Genomic DNA, 22493 nt, shown 5'->3' on the forward strand with positions numbered 1-22493 from the left:
AGGTCGTATAATATTTGTATTATATTTGTATAATGTTTGGTGTTTTATCCGCTTAGAATGTTGTTGAATGGTTTAATAGTAGGTTAGAAGCTATAAGAATAGAGTAGCGAGATGAAGAAAGGTGAGTGGCTTAATGCCCAATCAGCAACGTAAACGTGCCGCTGTCATTGGCGCAGGCCCAGGGGGGCTTGCAGCAGCCATGTTGTTATCCGGTCAAGGATACGAAGTGGATGTTTATGAGAAACAACCCGTAATTGGTGGACGTTCTTCCAGACTCGAACTCGGCGAATATAAGTTTGACCGAGGTGCAACGTTTCTGATGATGCCTCAATTGCTTGAAGAAATGTTCGATGTCGTTGGACGCAAGCTATCCGATTATGTAGACATGAAGGAACTGACACCGCTATATGCACTAAACTTTGGTGATAAGGTATTCACGCCTTCTCGGGATCGCGAGCAAACAGCCGCGCAGATTAAGGAACTTTTTCCCGGTAATGAAGATAATTATCATCGGTTCATGCAAGATGAAGAAGTGAAATTCGGTAAAGTGATGCCATTACTTCGTAGACCCTTTGGTAAGTTGACGGACTATCTGCGCAAGGATGCGATAACAGCTCTTCCTAAGCTGGATATCAACAATACCGTGTACGGGATTTTATCACGTTACTTTACAGATGAGCGACTGCGTTGGGCATTTACTTTTCAATCCAAATACTTGGGTATGTCTGCCTGGGATTGTCCTGGCACATTCACCATTTTATCGTTTATAGAGCATCAGTATGGACTGTATCATCCAATTGGTGGTGTGAACCGTGTGTTCCATGCAATGGCTGATGTGATCACAGAGTTCGGCGGAAGAATACATACATCCTGCCCCGTAGATCAGGTCATTGTCCGCAATGGTCGTGCAGAAGGTGTATTGCTTGAGAACGGTGAACGCATTGAAGCAGATCATGTTGTTGTGAATGCAGACTTCGCACATGCTGTAACGAATCTGTTCGAGCCAGGGGTCCTTAAGAAATATACACCTGAGAAGATGAAACAGAAAAAGTACTCCTGTTCCACAGCTATGCTGTATCTCGGTGTAGATGGCGACATCGATCTGCCGCATCATTCCGTGTACTTCCCTGACGATTACCGAGTTAACGTAGACGAGATTACGAAGCACAAAGTGTTGTCCGCTGATCCATCTCTATATATTCATAACCCCTCCAAGCTCGATTCGACGCTAGCTCCTGCAGGAAAATCTGCAATTTATGTTCTTATGCCCACTCCGAACCTTACAGGAGACATTGATTGGGAGAAGGAACGGGAGAACGTTCGCGAAGCGATGATGAAGCGGATGGAGGCGATTCCTCAGCTGGCAGACATTCGTAGTCGCATTGAAGAATCGTTGATGTTTACGCCGCTTGATTGGGCAAATGAACTGGATGTATACAACGGAGCAACGTTTAATATGGCTCACAATCTGGGTCAAATGATGTATCTGCGACCACATAATCAATTCGAAGAGCTGAAGCAAGTGTGGCTCGTCGGTGGTGGAACGCATCCGGGTAGCGGATTGCCTACGATTTTTGAATCCGCACGAATTAGCGTGAGACTTATTCAAGAAGAAGATGCACGCAGACAGTCCCGCCCAACCCCTTATGTACAACAGTCGGCAGAAGCTGGAGGTCATTCATGAAGCGAGCGGCGATTATAGGTGCAGGCATTGGAGGATTAACGTCAGCGTTATTGCTGAATCGCCAAGGTTGGGATGTTACGGTTTATGAGCGCGGTTCACGCGTTGGTGGACGTATAGGATTTGAACAAGAGGGAGAATATCGGATTGATCAAGGGCCAACCATTGTACTTCTACCAGAGATGTTATTAGGCATTTTGGAAGAAGCGGGTGTAGATCGTTCCAAGATAGAGTTATTACGCTGTGACCCCCTGTACAGGGTTCATTACAGCAGTGGTCGAGTCATGACCAAAATGACCAGCCGTTCACTTCAGGCAGAAGAGATTGAGCGTCTGTTCCCTGGTGAGAGTAAAGGGTTTAACCGATTCATGACGGATATGGATACACTCTTTCCGGCAGGACGTGCAGCATTTCTAGAGCGAGCTTTTCCTCGAAAAAGAGATTTCTTCACTCCGTCCCTCATGTCGTTGATGGGCAGACTGCGTGCACACAAAAGTGTGCGGAAGGCTGTAGGCGATTATTTTGAACACGAGGAACTACTTGACGCGTATTCGCTACAAAGCCTATACATTGGTGGGTCACCGTTCGGGACACCTGGCATCTATTCGTTGTTACCTTATGCGGAGCACGAATATGGAATATGGATGGTCAAAGGCGGTTATGCCGCACTGCCAGGTATATTGGAAAAGGAACTGATTGCGCGCGGTGGACGCATTGTATTGAACACCGAAGTGACCGGACTCCAGATTAACCAAGGAAAATGTGAAGGAATTGAAACTGCAGACGGCTTCGAGCCTATGGACGCTGTGATCTACAATGGTGACTTTCCTCACTTATCCAGATTACTTGGAGAGATTCCTGAAGCACCACGCAAACGCAAGTCATATCGTCCTTCTTCTGGATGTGTGTTAATCTATCTAGGAGTAGACAAAAAATGGGAGGATGCTACGACACATCAATTCTTCTTACCTCCAAGCCTTGATGGGAGTTTACGTGAAGTGTTCGAGCGACGCCGAATTCCAGATAAGTCCTCATTCTACGTGTTTAACCCGGCTGCATTAGATGAGACAGCTGCACCTCCAGGTCAGAGCGTATTATATTTCCTCATTCCAGTACCGGATGCGGAAGGCGTGGATTGGTCACAGGAAGGTGAACTACTCGTAGAGCGTGTGCTTGAAGAAGCAGAACAACGTGGGTTCCCGGGACTGCGTGCTGCCATCCAATGGAAAAAAGTAAGAACGCCAGCAGATGCAGAGCGCGATGGACTATATGGCGGTGGAAGCTTCGGTATTGCGCCGGTTCTGTTCCAATCCGGGGTATATCGACCACAACCTAAGCCGTTTCCTGCAATTAAGGGGCTATATGCTGCGGGAGCATCAGTACATCCAGGTGGCGGAGTGCCGATCGTGATGCAGGGTGCGCGTATGGCTGTAAATCAACTCATGAAGGAGATGGGAACATGAACGAAGCAATTTTGAGCAGGTGCGAAGAGTTGATGAAGAAAGGTTCGACTTCTTTTTATCAAGCCTTTAAAGGCCTTCCCAGTCCGCGTCGTGAAGCAGTGTATGTCATTTATGCGTTCTGTCGCATGATTGATGATAGCGTGGATGAGCCGGAACAATCGGCATATACCATCCATGAGATTCATGATTTGTTTACACAACTGGATGAAGCGGAAGGACATTTCATATGGCCAGCGCTGAGATGGTTATTTGCAAGCTTTCCACATCTGGATAAAGGACCGTTTTTCCGTCAAATGGAAGGACAGCTCACGGATCTGGAAGTTACGCATTACACAACCATGAAGGAATTGGAGCATTATTGTTATCTTGTTGCCGGAACGGTAGGCGAGATGTTGCTGCCTGTACTACGTGATGATAATGGTGCAGAAGTGGCTGTCAACGGAATTGCTCTGGGCAAAGGCATGCAGATCGTCAATATTATTCGGGATGTGGGCGAAGATCGGGCAAGAGCACGACGTTATGTTCCGCTCGAAGTGATGGAGAAGCATGGATATACGGAGCTTGATTGGCAAAATGGTGTGATTGACGAACGCTGGATCGCGATCGTTCATGAATTGAAGGTCGCAGCACTGGACTGGTTCCGCGTAGGGATGGATCGTCTTGATACGTATCCGGTAGATAGTGCATTTGCGATTGAACTGGCTGCTGCATTTTATTCAACGATCTTACATGCGGTGGAGCGTAATGACTATGATGTATATTCAAAACGTGCTTATGTTACCGATGAACTGAAACTGGAGATGCTGGGTGCGATTGTGAAGCGATATCCAATGCTGGCATTTCAAGCTTCCCGAACGGCGGTTTCCTAATGATTCAAGGTTTATATTGGGTGTGGTATGCGATCGGCGCTGTACTGATGCTTACGATTGGTGTGCCTGATGTTCTATCCTTTTCGAATGGATTATTCTTAATCTTCTATGCGCTATATGTGCTAGATCTAATCTACAAGGGACGGTACCGAACTGGAATGTCCGACCGGTCAGTCATTTGGAAAGAACCAAGTCTCTGGCTGGCCTCATTCATCATTTGGCTTGGAGGAATGGGCATTGAATGGCTGGGCGTTCACACCGAGTGGCCATTTGGAGCGTATTCTTACTCTGACTTTTTTGGTATTCATTTATTTAGCGTACCTGTTACACTCGGTTTTGCGTGGATTGCTGTCGTCGGCAACTCGGCGTTGCTGAGTGGAGGTGGTTCAACTTGGAGAAGCAAGTGGGTGCGTGCAATTAAAACGGGCTTTTGGGCCGTATTAATGGACTTTGTGCTAGATCCTGTTGCTCATGCTCGTGGCTTCTGGCATTGGGAGGCACCCGGTGGTCTCTATGGGGTTCCGTGGACGAATTTTGTCAGTTGGTTTATCATGGGCGCATTTCTTTCTCTATTTCTTCCGGCTATGCCTAGCGACCGAAGCTCACTGCTACGTGCCAAGTGGTTATATCAATTGTTCATCCTTCTGTTCGGTGTGCTCGCACTGAAAGAAGGTATTACAGGTAGCTTCGTGATTGCACTTGCTGGCGTGCTTCTGGCAGAAGGGAGCTGGCTGTATGATTCGCGCCGCAAAGTCCAAATCGTTTAACCACGTGTTCTCACGGTATAACCACTATTATTTACTGCGACGGCGTTTTCGTTCGTTTACACTCTCAGGCTCGCTTGAACCGCACCGGGTTCCCGGCTATGAGATGAAGATCGAGCCGAAGAGACCCGTGATCTATTTTATGAATCACAGTTCCTGGTGGGATGGTCTGCTGCTCTATCATGCAACGCAGCAGACCTCGGTAGGCGATCACTACGTTATGATGGAAGAACAGCAATTACAGCGGTTTGCTTTTTTTCGGAAGCTAGGTGCTTATTCCATCAACAGGGAGAGTGCATCGGCGATCCGTGAGTCTATGCAATACACGTCAGAACTTCTGAACGCAGGCAAAAGAGTATGGATCTTTCCGCAAGGTGAGATTCTGCATCAAGACATAAGACCGATCCAATTCCGTCCGGGAATTGGGTTGCTGCTTCGGCGCTCGCCAGAGGCCATTGCTGTACCCGTGACTCTGTGTCATGGCATGGTTCAGCATGATTTACCGGAAATCTCTATGCGTGCAGGTCTGCCAATCTTTGAAAACTGGCATGCTTGGAAAAGTGAAGAGATTGCTGCCAAACTTCGATCGGTGTTAGAACAGCAGTTAGATGATCACAAAACAGAACTGATGAACAGCGCCCTAGGTCAATTGCAGGAAGCGATTCCGCTGATTCGTCATCGTTCTTCCACGAGTGAAAAATACGATGCCGCACGGAAGCAGGTGAGCCGTAAGCGATGACTGCATCTGAAATAGGTTGGATTGTTCTCAATGGGGTATTAGGCGTGCAATTGCTGTTTGCGATATGGAATCTATCCTGCCTGCCTAAGGTTCGTTCATTGGATGCCCAGCGTATCCTGCGTTCCGCCCCAGACAATGAACTTCTCGTCTCTGTGCTGATTCCAGCACGTAATGAAACACTGCATATTCAAGGCTGTCTGGAAAGTGTGCTTGCGAGTGATACGTCTGGCTTCCGCATGGAAGTGTTGGTTCTAGATGACCGCTCTGAAGATGATACGGCTGAGATCATTCAGCGGATAGCAAGTCAAGATTCACGTGTGCGTCTATTACAGGGCGTTGATCTGCCTCCAGGTTGGATGGGGAAATCTCATGCTTGTCACCGGCTGGTTCAAGAGGCGGCGGGGCAGTGGTATATGTTTGTCGATGCGGATGTACGACTGAAGCCTACTGCCATTCGGCAGACACTTGCCGCAGGAGTAGAGCAAGATGGAGGTTTAGTGACAGGTTTCCCTTACCAGGTCACTCAGACATGGATGGAGAAGCTTGTCGTACCAATGATGGTGTTCACCATTGTTAGTCATCTGCCTATTTTTATGATACGCAGGTCTTCCAGCCCGCTCTTCGTTGCTGCTACAGGAGCCTTCCTGCTGATCCATCGTTCCAGCTATGAGGCATCCGGAGGACATGCTGCCATTCAAGCGCATCTGGTAGATGATATGAGCCTCGCTAAGGCGGTAAAACGTGCAGGTCATCCGGTTACACTGGCTGATGTGCATGAGTTGACCACAACCCGAATGTATCAGAATGGCTCAGAAGTGTGGAATGGGTATAAGAAAAATATGTATGAAGGCTTAGGGCGCAAGGATGCACTCCTACTGGGTACGTTGTTGATGTATACGCTCATGTATCTGTTACCGCCGCTCGGAGTAATCTTTGGTGTGTTCACTGGCGATATGACCACTCTTATGTATGGGCTCACAGGAATTCTGCTGGGCATGGCGGTAAAAAGAGTTGCGGACTATGCCGGGGGACAGCCTTGGTGGCTTGCACTCCTGCAACCGATTAGCATGGCCTGCGTTATAGCAATTGGCGTTGCTTCGTGGCGGGCAGGGCGCTCCGGCAAAGGGTATGTATGGAAAGGCAGGCGGTATAATTGAAGAGAAGCATCATCATTATTGGCGCAGGGTTCGGTGGCTTATCCTGTGCTATTCGACTGGCTTCCCAAGGCGTGCAGGTGACCATTCTGGAACGCCAACAGCAGGCCGGAGGGAAGCTGCAGCAGATTGAGAAGGACGGATACCATTTTGACCGCGGCCCAAGTACGATTACGATGCCATCTTCATTTCGCTCGGTCTTTGAGCATGCAGGTGTTGAGATGGAGAATTATGTGCGACTGTATGAGTTAGAGCCGCGTACACGTAATGTTTTTGCAGATGGTACGGTGGTGGATCTGTCTCGGGATCGGCAGTGGATGAAGGAGCAGATTGCGGTATATAGTCCAGAAGATGCACTCCGGTATGATGCTTTTATGAATGAGTCGGCTGCACTCTATGCGGAAGCGAATCAACATTTTCTCGGTAAACTGCTCATCTCGCCCAAAGAGAAATATAACTTGCAGATGCTGCGCAGTCTGCTAAGGGTACGTCCAACGGTTAAGCTGGATACGCTGCTTCGAACCTACTTCAAGCATCCACATACGTTAGCGATGATTGGTCGTTACGCGACCTATGTTGGATCATCACCTTATCAAGCACCCTCAATCTTTGCGATGATGGGTCATGTCGAAGCAGATGTGGGGATCTACGGCGTCGAAGGTGGAACCTATCAATTAATTGCAGGTATGGTGAAGCTGGCACAGGAAAAAGGCGTTCAGATCGTTACCGGGACTCAGGTTCGGCAGATTGTTGTTCGGAATGGACAGGTGGTCGGGGTAGATACGGATCAAGGCTTCCGGGAAGCAGATCAGGTGGTTGCTAATGGAGATGTGCTAAGCGTTAATCGGTTACTGGTCGAACCTAAATATCGTAAACAAATGACGGATGCCCGTATTGCAAAATATGAGCCTTCCATTTCCGGTTTTGTTACACTGGCAGGTGTACGCAGGCAGTATGATGCATTACTGCATCATACGGTATTTTTCCCAGAGCAGTATGAACCGGAGTTTAAGGACATTTTCCATAATCGCCAAATGCCAACCGATCCAACGATTTATATCTGTTATTCCGGTTATTCGGAAGCGAGCAGAGCACCTGTAGGTGCAAGCAATCTGTTCATTCTCGTGAATGCTCCCTATTTATCGGATGCGTGGAACTGGGATGAGCAGATGGATCGGTATGGCGAGTTTGTGTTAGATCAATTGAATGCTCGGGGTATTACGGGACTGAGGCAATCGGACGTTCTCATTCGTTATACGCCTAAGCAGATTGAACAGGACACGCTTGCGCATCAAGGCTCTATCTATGGCATTTCGTCCAACTCGGTGAAGCAGACCTTTGCAAGACCAGGTAATCGGAGCAAGGATGTACGTGGACTGTGGTATGTTGGCGGAACAACACATCCGGGTGGTGGAACACCCATCGTAACGTTGTCTGGTCAGTTGGTTGGAGAACAGATTGCCTCTGAGATGAGCAGAAGATAAAGACGGAAGAACTCCCCGGAATTCAAACGTACAATTCATTGTGTTTCGGGGCAACCTTTCATTCGTAAGTATGGAACGGTATACTGGTAGAGTTGATGCCAAATAGCGTCTACAACGGCTGAACCGATACGTTTCAAACGAGAGCGTTTGTACGATACATATAAATGCAATGGAACAATGAGTTTATAGATTGAACTAGACATTTACACAAGAGCGGAGAGGACAGAAATAACGTGAAGAAGCGAAGCGTTCGCCTGAAAGCTTTCTGCAAGAAAGCTACATCGGAAGCATATGCCTTTATCCCCGGATTTTCCCTTTGGAAAAAGGAATCAGAAAAATCTGGGGATAACAGCGATCGGAGGGTTGTTCTGTCATCGGAGTGGTCAGTGTAAATAACGATAGTTTAATTTATATAGAAGTAGGAAAGTGGGCAGGTTATCCTGTCGATCAACGCAATTCTCACATAAGGGGGTCTCATCATGAACGAACAAGAGCGAGCTGGCAAAAGACTTCTTCCTGAAGTAGCTACAGGCGAACGGAAGCTGGAACATGTGCGCCTCTGTCTTGAGGAGAATGTGGCAGGGGAAGGGATAACCAGTGGGATGGAGCGGTATGCGTTTCGTCATAATCCACTGCCTGAATTGAACTTTGACGAGGTAAGTCTAGAGACAGCCTTTATTGGAAAAAAAGTACGTACACCCTTGCTCATCAGTTCGATGACGGGCGGAAGCGAAACAACCGGCGCCATCAATGAGCGGCTGGCGCGTGTAGCGAACGCCAGAGGCTGGGCGCTCGGTGTAGGTTCAATTCGGGCTGCCGTGGAACAGCCCGAACTAGCACATACCTTCGAAGTACGGCGCTGGGCACCAGATATCCCGGTCATCGCCAACCTAGGCGCAGTGCAACTGAATTATGGTTTCACCACCGCTGACTTCCAGCGTGCTGTGGACATTGCGGGTGCCGACATGCTTGTGCTGCATCTGAACAGCTTGCAGGAGATTTTCCAGCCTGAGGGCAACACCGACTTCAGTGGACTGTTACATCGAATCGAGGAGCTGTGCGCGAAGCTGGGTGTGCCCGTCGGTGTGAAGGAAGTAGGCTTCGGCATGGATGGCGAGATGGCACAGAGGTTATATGCAGCAGGTGCAGCCTTCGTGGATGTAGCAGGTGCGGGCGGTACGAGCTGGGTGCAGGTCGAGAAATATCGGAATACCAATCCGGTACGACGTGCGGCAGCAGAAGCCTTCGCAGACTGGGGCATTCCAACAGCGGATTGCATCCGCGAGGTGCGTACGCTGAATCCAGCCGGCGCGCTCATCGGCAGCGGTGGGCTGCATAGCGGAGTCGATGCGGCTAAAGCAATCGCACTTGGTGCTGACCTAGCCGGATTTGGTCGCTCGCTGCTTGAATCAGCGGTGGCTTCTGATGAAGCGCTAAGCCAGCGGTTAGAGCAGGTTGAGTTCGAGTTACGCACCGTGATGTTCGGCATTGGTGCTGGGACTGTTGATGAGTTGCGTGGTACCTCGAGGCTTATTCAGAGGCGATAGGATGTTAGTGAGGTATGGGGTTCTGTCTTAATGGGATTTGGCTTTATGTCCTGAAGGGGCTGAGCCCCAAGCTCAAAGATGTGATTTAGCCGGAGTAACCGACTCTATAATGTGGGACAATTAATACACCTTCAAGATAATGCAGCCATGTCGTAAGATATGAGGCAAGCCTTGGAGGTGTTTTTGTATAGGCGATCAGATTGAGTTATTGGCTAGATTCGTCCCTTTTTTACCAGAATATAATAAAAGAAAAGAGACATTGCCATAAGCGTAACCCGTAAAGGTACGCCTACTGACAATGCCTCAATGGCTTTTATACGTTGTTAACTTCCGAATCCGTGACTATTTGTAGTCATGTTTACTGCAGGTGGCGGCGTTTCTCCACATGCTTGGATTGTAGCAGGAGCAGTAATTACAGTAGCAATACTAAATGTCGCTATAAGCAAAATTAATTTTTTTCTCATTGAGATTTTGCACCTCACCGATTAAATTTTGGTATTGCGAAATGACTGTGTCAGATGCATATTTTCGATAAGTTTCAAATATGCCCACACATTTAAGTAAACAAAAACCATTACTAATTTCGAGGGAAGATGTGATGCTCCCCAGTAAGAATGAAAATCCTTTTTCGTAATCACCTTTTTTCAGGTAATATGCTCCTATTCCCATGAGTAAACGCCCATAGCGATCACCTGTAAGCTGACTGCTGATTTTTCCGATTCGACTAATCTGTTCTTGGTAAAATAGGAGGTGTTCGTAATCTACAAGAATGTGATCAATATCTAACAGAAACTCATTAGCCGCAACAACTATCTCACATAAAGCCGGGAATACTTCATTTTGCCTGGTCGAAATGTACTCAACGTATTTTGGTAGCACATGCACTTGCCCATCCCGTAGGAGATACATATAACGGTTAGCCTCTGCCCACTCCTGAAACTGTTGCATAACCTTTTCTTCCGCTTTGTTAGGAGAAACCACCCAACCGTGTTCGCTGTACTTTGCGACATACTCCAAAGCTTGTTTGTAATTCTCAAGATAAAAATGTGCAGTGCCCATCGCTAGATAAGAGTATAGGATGTAGAATATACTTTCCTTTGTTACGCCTACAGGTTTCGAGCTACCATGTAATTCATAATGTATCGTTGCTCTTAATTTTAACTTTTCGCTCAATTTCAACACATGATCCCATTGACGTAATGAACCAAAAACATTAATCAAGTCGTTTAATCCGTCGAGCTGATAAGACTCGTCCATTCGGTCAACAAAGACTTCAAATTGCGTTGCCAGAGATAGATTTTTCGTTTGATCTTTAGAAAGACTAATGGTAAATATGCGATATTGGCTTAATGCTAAGCGTTCCGAATGTTGCATTTTCTCGCTTTCTACTATGCAACAATAAATAGGTAAAGCTGCTTTGAACTTTTCAGCAGTGTACAGTTGTTCAGCAGTCTCGAATAAAAGCGGAATGTAGGAAAGGTTATCCATTAATAGCATAGTAGCTGCTTCTATACAGTCGACTCTACCGAGTTCGGCACAACGATACAGAAATGGCTTAAGACGTCGCCAATCGGGATTTGAATGTATAATACACTCATTTATGTATAAGTCGTAAAAATGGCCCTCAGGTAGTCCCATCCCAATAGTTATTTGATCTAACTGCCGCATACCGATGGGACGTAGCCCGTTTATTGTACTGCTCAATGTTCCTGAATTAACTCCTGATAACTCTGAAAAATGATTGAGCGTCATCTGTTCTTTCTTTAAGTAGTTATCTAGATGTTCGCGTATTGTCGTTATTGGATTCAAGGAAACACCACCTTTTTGAATAAACCATATATTTCCTGTTTAAATGAATGATATGTTATAAATAAACAACGGTCAATAAAATCGCACAAAAATTTTACAAATAATATGGATTTTTCTTGGATGAGTAAGGATTTTAGAATTTTGTTCTTAATGACTATGATAATGGGAAATAACTCACATTTCAGAAGTACATTGGAACGGTAAATACCCTACTTGGGAGTGATAAAATTTGTAAGATAGATTAACATGTAAAACAGTTTGGGCTAACATACTGATCCTGAAGTCGATCAAGCATTCTAATGTTGATGTATGAAATGCCCTGTTTAGTTTATCGCAAATGATAACATTATCTTTGAGGAAGATTACATGAAAGATGCTTTAAGGCTGTTTGTTGAAAAGGGAAACGTTGACATTGTAGACTGCTATCTTAGTGCAAAATCAAAAAGAATTAAACGTAGATTTTCCTTCATTATTGATCCAGTAGCGGAGCTTTTAGAGCAGCAAGGCGTTGAGCGGATTAGTTATCTGTTTGCGATGCTTGATCTTAATTACGAGGGCAAGCTCATTCAAACGGTTCATTAGTATTCTTAGGCAATGTTGAATGTGAGCAAGAGATCAGTGATTGGATGGCTGAACTATTACGTGATATATAACCTTGGTCTAGGTTGCTACTTGCGGTAATTAAAGAATTAAACTACATAGTAAATGAAAAAAAGATGTGATTAAGCCTGAGGCTTGATTGCATTTTTTTATGTGCAAATTTTAAATGAGATTCCATTACTCTGATCTATGAGATAGACAGTGACAGGTCAAGTCAACGTAATTTTGATCTCAAGGAAGTCAGAGTATATTCATACTTCTGAATAAAGGTAATAATTTACAAGTAAATATTGATATTAAATGTAAAAATAATGTATAATTTTTATTGACCGTTGCCTAATTTCTTATTGAAAGGTGGTGTTCTCTTGAACTCAATTACCACAATCCGCGACCATTTCGAAGATTATCTTAAGAGTAAACATATGACACTGAACTCTTTTTCCGAATTATCAGGTATTAATTCAGGCACACTCAGTAGTACGTTGAGCGGGCAACGTCCCATAGGAGTTCAGCAATTAGATCGACTCACTGCAGGGATGGGATTACCTGAGGGATATTTCTACGATTTATACATAAATGAGTGTTTTGTTAATACGAATCCTGATTGGCGGAGAATAGGCCCTTTTCTTAAACGTTGTGCCGAACTCGGTAGAGTGGAGTGTATCGAAGCGACCGTTAAACTATTAATGGATAATATTTCCTACGCCCCTCTCTTATTCGAGTTGGCTGAACAACTATATGCAGAAGGGAGGCTAGAAGCGGCTAAACCCCTTTATTTCTGTGTGGCCGAGAGTGAGAAGATGCAGCACTCCGAACGATTGGCTCTGAGTCAGTATCGTTTGTTCTCTATCGGACTTGGTAAAGATCAGCAAAAAAACTTGTCACTAGCTACCCAATTCGAATTTTTTGTGGATCGTCTCGACGAACCCTATCAGTTGGATGGGTTGAATGACTTGATTAATGTTTATGCTTCATTACGACGTTGGGACAAGGTGGAGATCCTGGCTGAACAATTGAAAGTAAAGGCAACTATTCAGTATGAATTCAAGAAGATATCTAGAGCGACAGAGACTAGAACTAAAAAGCAGGTTATATTTTATGTTCTATACGCCTATTTGGCGCTTGGTGAAGTTTGTTTCAATAAAAAAGAGTATGAAGAGGGACTGGAGTATATCCTTTTATACAAGGATCATAGTTGGGTTAATGACCCGAGTGATGAAGAAATAAGAATCATTCGTCAGTTTGAGGAATGGGCTGAGGGTAACTACTATTTGTATGAGTTAATGTCTGGTAAGACAGAAGTGTTACCAAGCTATTTAAACTACATTTCAGCAAGAGAGAATGAAGTTTTCCCTGCTTTGTGTGCAATGGTCTCCGCAGCTAATCAATTTGAGATGAATATTCATTCCATTCTTGATCAATTCGAGTCTTATTTTATGTACCGAGAGCAAGTCAGTGACATTGGGAAAATTAGCGAACAATATACGAGTGACCAGTATGTCAATTTACTAGCAGATGTAGGGACGTATTATCTGACTCATCGAGACTTTAGTAGAGGAATTCATTTTATCCTTCGAGGTCTAGAGCTCGCTATTACAATTAAGAATAAAGACGGCATGTTGAGTTGCATCAAAACGTTCGAGGAATTTCGATATTGTGCATCTGAAGAGGATAAAGTGAAATACAAAAATTTGATTTGCGAGGTGTGATGAAAATGAAATCAAAATTAGCTTTAATAGCAATTACATGTAGTGTGGCGGTGTCTATATTAATCCCGACTACTCAACCAGTACCTCCTGAAACAACACCTCCTGTGATCATGACACCGAATGGTCATGGAATGGGAAGCTAAAAGTTAATATGACTTGAAGAGTTATACTATTAAGGTTTAATTAATACAGCAAAGAAGCCCTATGCGGATGAGCATAGGGCTATTATAAATTTGGTGCAACGAAGACCAGAGTTGGGGATAACCCTAAAGTTCAAAGACCTGGTTACCAAATAAAATATAAAATTGATATAAATTGAAGGGGTACTGTATAATTCTTATTTATTACTATTCAGTCGTATACCTCAGATAAGGTGGTGTTTTCTTGAACTCAGCAGCGACCATTCGTGATTATTTCGAGGATTATTTAAAAAGCAAACGCATGACACTTCACCAGTTTTCAGAGGTATCCGGTATTAATTCAGGCACATTAAGCAGTACCCTAAGTGGGCAGCGTCCTATAGGTGTGCAACAGTTAGATCGACTCACCGCGGGGATGAGCTTACCTGAAGGGTACTTTTATGGACTATACATAAATGAAAGCTTTGTAAATGCTAATCCAGATTGGCGCAGACTAGGTCCTTTTTTGTACCGCTGTGCGGAATTAAATCAAATTGAGAATATAAAAGAAACGATCAATCTAGTGATGGATAATCTCACGTATGCACCCCATCTGTTTGATTTAGCTGAACAGTTGTTTTCAGAAGGAAAGTTGGAAGCAGCTCGCCCACTGTATTACAGTGTTGCTGAGAGTGAGAAGATGCAACATTCGGAACGACTGGCTCTAAGTCAGTATCGTCTATTTACCATCGGACTTTCTAACAATCAACAAAATAATCTGTCTCTTGCAACTCAATTTGAGTTGTTTGTAGATCGTCTGGATGAGATGTATCAGCTTGATGGATTGAACGATCTAATTAATGTATATAGTTCATTACGAAATTGGAGTAAGTTGTTAGAACTGAGCGACAAATTGAGGATGAGAGCAGAAATTCACTATAAATTATATGGAAGACGTAAAGATGAATGGGTGAAAAAGGAGATTGTTTTTTATGTGCTGTATGCCCACCTAGCAAAAGGGAGTGCGTACTCTTATCTTGGTGATTACGAGAACGCCCTGAAGTATGTTGAACAATATAGCAATTATACGTGGATAAAGTCGCCTAATGAAGCAGAAATGATAGTTATTCAACAATTTAATGAATGGGCAGAAGCTAATCGGTATTTGTATGAACTGAAGTCAGGGAATGTTGAGGTTCTCGAGTCTTATCTTAAATATATATCTGAAAGAAAGAATGAAATCTTCCCAGCTCTATGTGCAATTGTAAGTGCAGCGAATCGGCATAATATGAATATTGATTCGGTATTGGAACAATATGAATCCTATTTCACTTACCAAGAACAAGAGAATAAAATCGGGAAAGTTAGTAAGCATTTAACCAGTGACCAGTACGGTTCATTATTGGCTGGCCTAGGAACATATTATTTAACGAATAGAAACTATGATAAAGGCATGGAATATCTTCAACGGGGCTTGGAATTTGCTATGAATAACGGGAATAAGGACGCGATGCTGGACTGTCTTGGGTTATTTGGTGAACTCCGTGATTCTCCTAATGGGGAAGGTAATAGCACCAAAGCAGCAATTCTTTTGGAGAAGATTAGTGAACGATTCTCGCACCCTAGTTAATTCCTTGAAAGCTAGTATCTAGAACAGATATATGAGGTGTTCCCTATGTGGATGACTTTCTTTAGTGAGGAAGCTAGATCATACGGAATACCTCTTTGTGTTGATTTTTACAAATAAGCATGTAAGGTTTTACGGGGTGGTGCAGAACGAAATGTAAAATAAAATCAAGTTGGAGTATATATCCTTTCCCACTAAATAGCAGAATGCTCTAGAATATCACATCAGGGGAGGATGAATATGGAACGTAGTGACTTGATAAGACAGATTGAATTAGCGAGGCAGAAGCTGTATCAGACGAAGCTGAAATATGTAGATCTTCTGCATCCTGATGTCATTAAGCAATCGATGATTCTGGATGAGTTAATCAATGAATATAACCAGGCCAAAACAGAAAAGCCGATCAAGTAATCCATCGACTGTGGCTGAGCTCTTGGCGAGTCGCTCTTCCTATAATTTAATCTCAGCATGAGTACAGTGTGGACAGGCTATTCATCCGTTGGATGAATGTTACGTCGTACTCGCTCAGGAGCATTCTTCTTTAACAGACATCGTATCGTGAGTTACCGTTACACGTGTATGACCAGCTAAGTGTTCGGTATAGCCGCAGACGGTTTCAGTGTAGTTTTTCCCGCGGCTGTCCGGTTGTGCCACGTTTTACATGAAGATAGATATACATAGCTAAGATAAACAGCTTGTGAATTATAGAGCATCTACGTATGCTGTGAGATAGGAAGTTATAGCACGATGATGAAGTAGAAAGAAGGAGAATCGAATGAAACTTGTACCTATGAGTGACGAAGAGTTCGCGAGTTTTCGCGTTCGCTCCATTCAAGATTTTGCACGAGAGAAGGTAGAGGCAGGTACGTGGGCGCCAGAAGAAGCGCAACAACTTGCAGAAGCATCGTATGACAGATATTTACCAGAAGGATTGAATACCCCTGGTGCTTATGTGTATAACCTAGTTCATGAGGTAGACGGAAACGTAGGTTATATCTGGTTCAATATTACGGATAACCGTCGAGGCAGGGAGGCATTCCTGTTGGATATTTTGGTTGAAGAAGCACATCAAGGCAAAGGTTATGGTACGGAGACCATGAAGGCACTGGAACAGACGGCTATAGATCTGGGGGTAGATCGAATCGGTCTGCATGTGTTTGGACATAATGGTCGTGCAAGCAACTTGTATAAGAAGATGGGATATGAGGTCACAGATCTAACGATGTACAAGGAATTACGGAAATAAATTGGGAAAATGAAATTGAGTTTAGCTTACGTTATCACTCTAGACTGTTCGAATCCTGAGATGAAACGATGCATATATGAGATTTTGACGTAAACGATAGAATGGGTATGTAAATTCCGTTCATATCGAATTAGCGAACTTCCTTGATGCACTGGGGGTTGTCATATATAATGAATAGGATTATTCGAACCGAACAAGTAATGAATGAGGAGTTGTCATATACATGGCTTTGAAAGCTGGAATCGTGGGCTTGCCTAACGTTGGTAAATCTACATTGTTTAATGCAATTACACAAGCTGGTGCGGAGTCTGCTAACTATCCGTTCTGTACAATTGACCCTAACGTAGGGATTGTTGAAGTACCTGATGAGCGTTTGGACAAATTGACAGAACTGGTTGTTCCGAAAAAGACAGTACCAACGGCGTTTGAATTCGTAGATATCGCGGGTCTGGTTCGTGGTGCAAGTAAAGGTGAAGGTCTTGGTAACAAGTTCCTTGCACACATTCGTGAAGTAGACGCTATTGTACACGTGGTACGTTGCTTTGTCGATGAAAACATCACTCACGTGGATGGTAAAATTGATCCGGTAAGCGACATCCAGACGATTAATCTGGAGCTGATCCTGGCTGATATCGAGAGTGTTGAGAAAAAAATCGACCGTTCTAAGAAAAACATGAAGGGCGGTAACAAAACAGCCGCTCAAGAAGTGGAAGTACTGGAGAAAGTGAAGGCTGTTCTGTATGAAGACAAGCCAGCACGCAGTATGGAGCTTACCGATGAAGAGCGTCTGATTGTGCGCGATCTGCACTTGCTTACCCTCAAGCCTGTTCTGTATGCAGCTAACGTAGCTGAGGACGAAATCGGCGATGTAGCGAACAATGCTTATGTGCAAAAAGTAAGAGAATTCGCTGCTGCTGAGAATGCAGAAGTGGTGCCAATCAGTGCGAAGGTCGAAGAAGAGATCTCCGAGCTGGAAGGCGAAGATAAACAAATGTTCTTGGAAGAACTCGGCATCGAGGATTCCGGTCTGAACCTGCTTATTAAAGCAGCTTACAAATTGCTTGGATTGTACACGTACTTCACAGCAGGGGTACAGGAAGTTCGTGCATGGACGATCCGTAAAGGTACTAAAGCGCCTGGCGCAGCTGGTGTAATCCATACTGACTTTGAGCGCGGATTCATCCGTGCAGAGGTTGTTTCCTATGAAGATCTAGTTGCAGCTGGTTCCATGAATGGTGCCAAAGAACGCGGACAGCTTCGTCTGGAAGGTAAAGAGTATGTTGTTAACGACGGTGATGTTATGCACTTCCGTTTCAATGTATAAACATATAAACCGCTGAACCACGTATAATTGGACTGAACCTACCCACGTAGGTTTGTTGAAGATGGCTCTGTTACCTTCTTAGGAAGGTGGCAGGGCTTTTTTTAACGATGATAAACACTGGAACTTACTGGATTGTTCAGAAGGGGTAGATATAATGAAAGAAAGAACGTTCTGGAGGTGGCCTATGGAACAACAGCTAACTAATGTTAGATACGATAAAGCTCTAGTTGAAGCTGCTCAATTACCAAAGGAGATTCAGGAACTGTTGCTGCACTCGGGATTGCCGCAATTTCGTTTGGCAGGTGAGTATATGCTCGGCGTTCATTTTACACCCCTCACTGATCAAGGACTGGTTCGGACTCTAGATGAACTCGTAACGTTGTTCCCAATCGGGTATGAGTGGGAGGATAATTCGATCATATTTGCTCTGGAAACGGTGATCGGCACACTCTACAGGCTGGATGGGCAGACGGGTGAATATAGCGTCATTAACACCAATCTAAGCCTATTTCTAGAGTTCCTACATCAATACATTTCGTTCATCCATGAGCATTCCAGAACCTCTGAGCCGAGTGTAATGACACTGGAACAAGTACAGGCGAAACTAGAAGCTTTCAGGCGAGGTGAGATTAAGCCTGCAGCACAACCATCTTCTGATTCAGTAAGAAAAAATGCTCTGCACCAGCTCCGACAGTTCTGTACGGAGAAAGACCCGGTGAGTGTCTCAGATGAGGAAAGTTGGTGGAGTGTTGTACTCGAACAATTGGAGGATGATCTCTTGTAATTCGCTTCCGTTTCCAATTCATTCATGAACACTTACAATTTCTCGGAATGTGCAACTCTTATGTATTGAATAACGTTCAGGTAGTAACGTTACAATAACCATAAGGGGAGATCATCATTTTAACAAAACTGAAATTGGTGTATGTTGCATTCAGTGTGGCACTTGTTTTCCTAACATCGGCTTGTGCAAATGATACAACTGACGAGAGCTCTCAGAATATGCGCACTGAACCTTACCGTGTTGCGCTAGAGGACTTGATATCGATAGATACGGCTCTTAATGCGAATATGGAGTACATTTCTCTGGTGTTGAACGAAGCAATTCCTCTGGAAGATTCCGAGCTAGAAGTGATTGAATCCTACCTACAACATCAATATAATGTTCCCATCTATAACTATACTCATGAACAATTATTAGAGCAGAAATACGCTGACCAGGGTGGAACCAAGCTTAAAGGCATTCTCCTAACCATTGAAAAGTACAAACAGTCAGTCGATCCAAATGAAATGACGCTTGAGGTCAGCAAGTATCGTGCGAATGAAGGTGCGATTGCTTTGGAAATGATATTAACGTATCAAGAAGGACAGTGGGGAATTTCTGATTATGTTTCGGAGAGAGAAAGTTAGGAGAAAACTCGTTTCTGGTGTCAGAAATAGAGTATATTGTGCATAGTTGAATTAATTTATAGGAGGCTACGACCATGTCACAGGATATTTGGATTAACCTGCCGGTCAAAGATGTTGAGGAGTCGACACGCTTTTTCAACGAGATTGGATTCCATGCAGTGAATGTTGGTCACAAGAGAGCCAAGCTTACCATAGGTCAAACGACAATTTTGTTGTTTCCGAATGCAGCGTTTGAGAAATTTACAGGTTCCAACGTTGCAGATACTTCCCATAGTGCAGAGGTGATTTTCTCTATAGGTGCGGAGAGCCGGGAAGAAGTAGATGCCTTTATTCAAAAAGTAGAGAGCGCCGGAGGCAGCGTCTTTGGTAAGCCCAGTGAAACCGACGGCTGGATGTACGGTGCGGGCTTTGCCGATCTGGATGGTCACCGTTGGAACTTGCTGTATATGGACGAGAGCCAAATGCCAAAAGGCCAATAGAGGTCGTTCCATCCCAAAAGTAAGCACGTAGACATGTATGAATATGAAACGCCGGTTGCCTAATGAAGGTCATCGGCGTTTTTCCTACTCCGTTTAGACAGGCTTGTTATATGCAATGATATTCATTCCTACACAGTGGAAAATTTAGTTCATCCAGCAGCAGATTGGTTGCTATTCAGAATCATAAGAATATGCTATAATTAAGAGTCGTATACCTAGGTTAAAGATGTTACTTAACTCGATGAGTTGAAGCGGGTTCTGTAGCAAGGTACGCGATTTATTTATATCACTTTAAAAGTAAAGGATTTGATGACGTTGTAGCGATGTTATACGTCGATCATATATGAATATTTAATCCATGCTAAGGTCGAGGATTTCACGGAAATCCTGTGCGACTGAGAATTATATATTGTACGAATGCCGGTATGCAAGAAACGACATGAATGAAAATAATACGTGAGGTGACGATATAATGTTGGATAAATTACAGGCTTTGGCCGACCGTTACGACAAGCTCAGCGAGCTGTTGTGTGACCCGGATGTAGCAAGTGATAACAAGAAGCTGCGCGAGTATTCTAAGGAACAATCCGATCTGCAACCCACTTACGATGCGTACAATGAATACAAACAGGTAAGTGAAGATCTCGATGCTGCGAAGGAAATGCAAGGCGAGAAGTTAGATGATGAGATGCGTGAAATGGTCAAAATGGAAATTGAAGAGCTGAGCACTCGTCAGAAGGAATTGGAAGAACTGATTCGTGTGCTTATGCTGCCAAAGGATCCAAATGACGACAAAAACGTTATTGTAGAGATTCGCGGAGCGGCTGGTGGAGATGAAGCAGCATTGTTTGCAGCAGATCTATATCGGATGTATACGCGCTATGCAGACGCACAAGGCTGGCGTGTTGAGCTGATGGACGTGAACACGAACGATCTCGGCGGATTCAAAGAGGTTGTCTTCATGATTAACGGCCGCGGCGCTTACAGCAAAATGAAATACGAGAGCGGTGCACACCGTGTGCAACGTATTCCAACAACAGAATCTGGCGGACGTATTCATACATCCACATCAACGGTTGCGGTTATGCCGGAAGCGGAAGATTTTGATATTGAAATTCATGACAAAGACATCCGTGTAGATACGTTCTGTTCCAGTGGTGCCGGTGGACAATCGGTTAATACAACGAAATCCGCTGTACGTGTAACACACGTGCCAACGGGTATTGTTGCAACGTGTCAGGATGGTAAATCCCAGAACTCCAACAAAGAAAAAGCGTTGCAGGTTCTGCGTACACGGATCTTCGATATGAAACGTATGGAAGAAGAAGCAAAGATTTCGGTTGAACGGAAGAGCAAAGTGGGAACAGGTGACCGTAGTGAACGGATTCGTACGTACAACTTCCCGCAAAGCCGTGTAACGGATCACCGTATTGGTCTGACTATGCATAAGCTGGATCAGATCATGAACGGAGAGATTGAAGATATCTTGTCTGCACTGACGATTGCTCAGCAGACTGAGATGATGGATAGAGGAGAATAATCTGTGACCCGCGCCCAGTTTGTGATGACGCAGGGACAGAGCTGTCGGGAAGCCTTCGTAGAGGCTTCCTCTTTTTTGGAGAAGTGCGGCGTGTACGAGCCGCATAATAACGCCCGGCTGCTGCTGGAACATGTACTTGGCGTCTATGGCGCCCAGTACTATATGATGCAGCCGGAGCCCTTCCCAAGCGAGCTTCGCAGCCGCTGGGAGGACGCCGTCACGCGCAAGGCTGCGGGTGAGCCGGCGCAATACATTATCGGCAGCCAGGAGTTCTACGGGCTGCCGTTCGAGGTCACGCCGGCCGTGCTAATCCCGCGGCCGGAGACCGAGCTGTTGGTCGAGGCTGTGCTGCGCGAAGCGGGCCGCGTGTTTGCGAGCGGCGGTGCAGTGCACGCCGTCGACATTGGCACGGGCAGCGGTGCCATCGCGGTGACGATGGCTACGCTTCGCCCGCAGTGGCAGGTGGGCGCCGGGGACATCTCGGCGGCCGCCCTGCAAGTAGCCGCGCGGAACGCGGCTGCGAACGGCGTACAGATCGACTTCCGTGAAGGCGATCTGCTCGCTCCGTTCGCTGGGGCACGGGTGGACATCCTGGTGTCCAACCCGCCCTATATCCCGGCGGCAGATATCGCCGGGTTACAGCCTGAGGTGCGCGATCATGAGCCGCGCACTGCCCTTGACGGCGGCCCGGATGGGCTTGCGCCGTACCGGGTGATGCTGGAGCAGCTTACGCTCTTGCCAGCGCCGCCGCAGATTGTTGCTTTTGAACTGGGGCAAGGCCAGGCTCGGGACATTGCTGCCTTGCTGGAATCTGCCGGACATTGGCCGGAGATTATCATCGTGCCAGACCTTGCAGGCATCGAGCGGCATGTACTAGGTGTTCGCACTTCGGAACAGGTGACATAAATGTAAGATTGCGGAGGTTTTCT

General features: G+C 45.2%; 20 protein-coding genes. 19 read left to right on the forward strand and 1 reads right to left on the reverse strand.

The window, feature by feature from the left end; all coding sequences use genetic code 11:
- The first annotated feature begins 133 nt into the window (after positions 1 to 133).
- The 8 genes from MH215_RS21045 (at position 134) to fni (ending at position 9701) form a co-directional block, all read left to right on the forward strand.
- Positions 134 to 1684, forward strand: a complete 1551-nt coding sequence (locus MH215_RS21045; RefSeq protein WP_239293167.1) for a phytoene desaturase family protein — start codon at positions 134 to 136, stop codon at positions 1682 to 1684.
- A complete protein-coding gene (locus tag MH215_RS21050) occupies positions 1681 to 3144 on the forward strand; it encodes a phytoene desaturase family protein (RefSeq protein WP_239293168.1) in 1464 nt (487 codons plus the stop codon). The genes MH215_RS21045 and MH215_RS21050 overlap by 4 nt, the downstream gene beginning before the upstream one ends.
- Positions 3141 to 4013 carry a phytoene/squalene synthase family protein gene (locus MH215_RS21055; RefSeq protein WP_239293169.1) on the forward strand — a complete coding sequence of 291 codons (873 nt, stop codon included), beginning with the start codon at positions 3141 to 3143 and terminating at the stop codon, positions 4011 to 4013. Before MH215_RS21050 ends, MH215_RS21055 begins: the two co-directional genes overlap by 4 nt.
- Positions 4013 to 4780: a carotenoid biosynthesis protein gene (locus MH215_RS21060; protein ID WP_239293170.1), complete on the forward strand. Its 768-nt coding sequence runs from the start codon at positions 4013 to 4015 to the stop codon at positions 4778 to 4780. The genes MH215_RS21055 and MH215_RS21060 overlap by 1 nt, the downstream gene beginning before the upstream one ends.
- Positions 4749 to 5516 carry a lysophospholipid acyltransferase family protein gene (locus MH215_RS21065; protein WP_239293171.1) on the forward strand — a complete coding sequence of 256 codons (768 nt, stop codon included), beginning with the start codon at positions 4749 to 4751 and terminating at the stop codon, positions 5514 to 5516. The genes MH215_RS21060 and MH215_RS21065 overlap by 32 nt, the downstream gene beginning before the upstream one ends.
- Complete coding sequence (locus MH215_RS21070) at positions 5513 to 6673, forward strand: glycosyltransferase family 2 protein (RefSeq protein ID WP_239293172.1); 1161 nt, start codon at positions 5513 to 5515, stop codon at positions 6671 to 6673. The genes MH215_RS21065 and MH215_RS21070 overlap by 4 nt, the downstream gene beginning before the upstream one ends.
- A complete protein-coding gene (locus MH215_RS21075; protein WP_239293173.1) occupies positions 6670 to 8154 on the forward strand; it encodes a phytoene desaturase family protein in 1485 nt (494 codons plus the stop codon). Before MH215_RS21070 ends, MH215_RS21075 begins: the two co-directional genes overlap by 4 nt.
- A 479-nt stretch (positions 8155 to 8633) precedes the next feature.
- A complete protein-coding gene (fni, locus tag MH215_RS21080) occupies positions 8634 to 9701 on the forward strand; it encodes a type 2 isopentenyl-diphosphate Delta-isomerase (protein WP_239293174.1) in 1068 nt (355 codons plus the stop codon).
- A gap of 426 nt (positions 9702 to 10127) precedes the next feature.
- On the opposite strand, the gene MH215_RS21085 is transcribed toward fni, so the two are convergent.
- Positions 10128 to 11510, reverse strand: coding sequence for a transcriptional regulator (locus tag MH215_RS21085; protein WP_239293175.1), 1383 nt, complete (start codon positions 11508 to 11510; stop codon positions 10128 to 10130).
- A gap of 366 nt (positions 11511 to 11876) precedes the next feature.
- On the opposite strand from MH215_RS21085, the gene MH215_RS21090 reads away from it, so the two are divergent.
- The 11 genes from MH215_RS21090 (at position 11877) to prmC (ending at position 22470) form a co-directional block, all read left to right on the forward strand.
- Positions 11877 to 12092, forward strand: coding sequence for a hypothetical protein (locus MH215_RS21090; protein ID WP_239293176.1), 216 nt, complete (start codon positions 11877 to 11879; stop codon positions 12090 to 12092).
- Between the two features lie 383 nt (positions 12093 to 12475).
- A complete protein-coding gene (locus tag MH215_RS21095; RefSeq protein ID WP_239293177.1) occupies positions 12476 to 13819 on the forward strand; it encodes a transcriptional regulator in 1344 nt (447 codons plus the stop codon).
- 384 nt (positions 13820 to 14203) lie between these two features.
- Complete coding sequence (locus tag MH215_RS21100) at positions 14204 to 15568, forward strand: transcriptional regulator (RefSeq protein ID WP_239293178.1); 1365 nt, start codon at positions 14204 to 14206, stop codon at positions 15566 to 15568.
- Between the two features lie 237 nt (positions 15569 to 15805).
- Entirely contained in the window at positions 15806 to 15976 is a 171-nt protein-coding gene (locus MH215_RS21105; RefSeq protein ID WP_082560566.1) for an aspartyl-phosphate phosphatase Spo0E family protein, read from the forward strand.
- Positions 15977 to 16340: 364 nt separating this feature from the next.
- Entirely contained in the window at positions 16341 to 16811 is a 471-nt protein-coding gene (locus MH215_RS21110; protein WP_239293179.1) for a GNAT family N-acetyltransferase, read from the forward strand.
- Between the two features lie 223 nt (positions 16812 to 17034).
- Complete coding sequence (gene ychF, locus MH215_RS21115) at positions 17035 to 18135, forward strand: redox-regulated ATPase YchF (RefSeq protein WP_056702168.1); 1101 nt, start codon at positions 17035 to 17037, stop codon at positions 18133 to 18135.
- Positions 18136 to 18319: 184 nt separating this feature from the next.
- Positions 18320 to 18919, forward strand: a complete 600-nt coding sequence (locus tag MH215_RS21120) for an SUKH-4 family immunity protein (RefSeq protein WP_239293180.1) — start codon at positions 18320 to 18322, stop codon at positions 18917 to 18919.
- A gap of 218 nt (positions 18920 to 19137) precedes the next feature.
- Positions 19138 to 19545, forward strand: a complete 408-nt coding sequence (locus MH215_RS21125) for a hypothetical protein (protein WP_239293181.1) — start codon at positions 19138 to 19140, stop codon at positions 19543 to 19545.
- Positions 19546 to 19619: 74 nt separating this feature from the next.
- Entirely contained in the window at positions 19620 to 20024 is a 405-nt protein-coding gene (locus MH215_RS21130; protein ID WP_239293182.1) for a VOC family protein, read from the forward strand.
- Positions 20025 to 20496: 472 nt separating this feature from the next.
- Complete coding sequence (gene prfA / locus MH215_RS21135; RefSeq protein WP_056702174.1) at positions 20497 to 21564, forward strand: peptide chain release factor 1; 1068 nt, start codon at positions 20497 to 20499, stop codon at positions 21562 to 21564.
- Between the two features lie 24 nt (positions 21565 to 21588).
- Positions 21589 to 22470, forward strand: coding sequence for a peptide chain release factor N(5)-glutamine methyltransferase (gene prmC / locus MH215_RS21140; protein ID WP_239293278.1), 882 nt, complete (start codon positions 21589 to 21591; stop codon positions 22468 to 22470).
- Positions 22471 to 22493: the final 23 nt, after the last annotated feature.

Origin of the sequence: Paenibacillus sp. ACRSA (assembly GCF_022346845.1) — a bacterium.
GTDB lineage: Bacteria > Bacillota > Bacilli > Paenibacillales > Paenibacillaceae > Paenibacillus.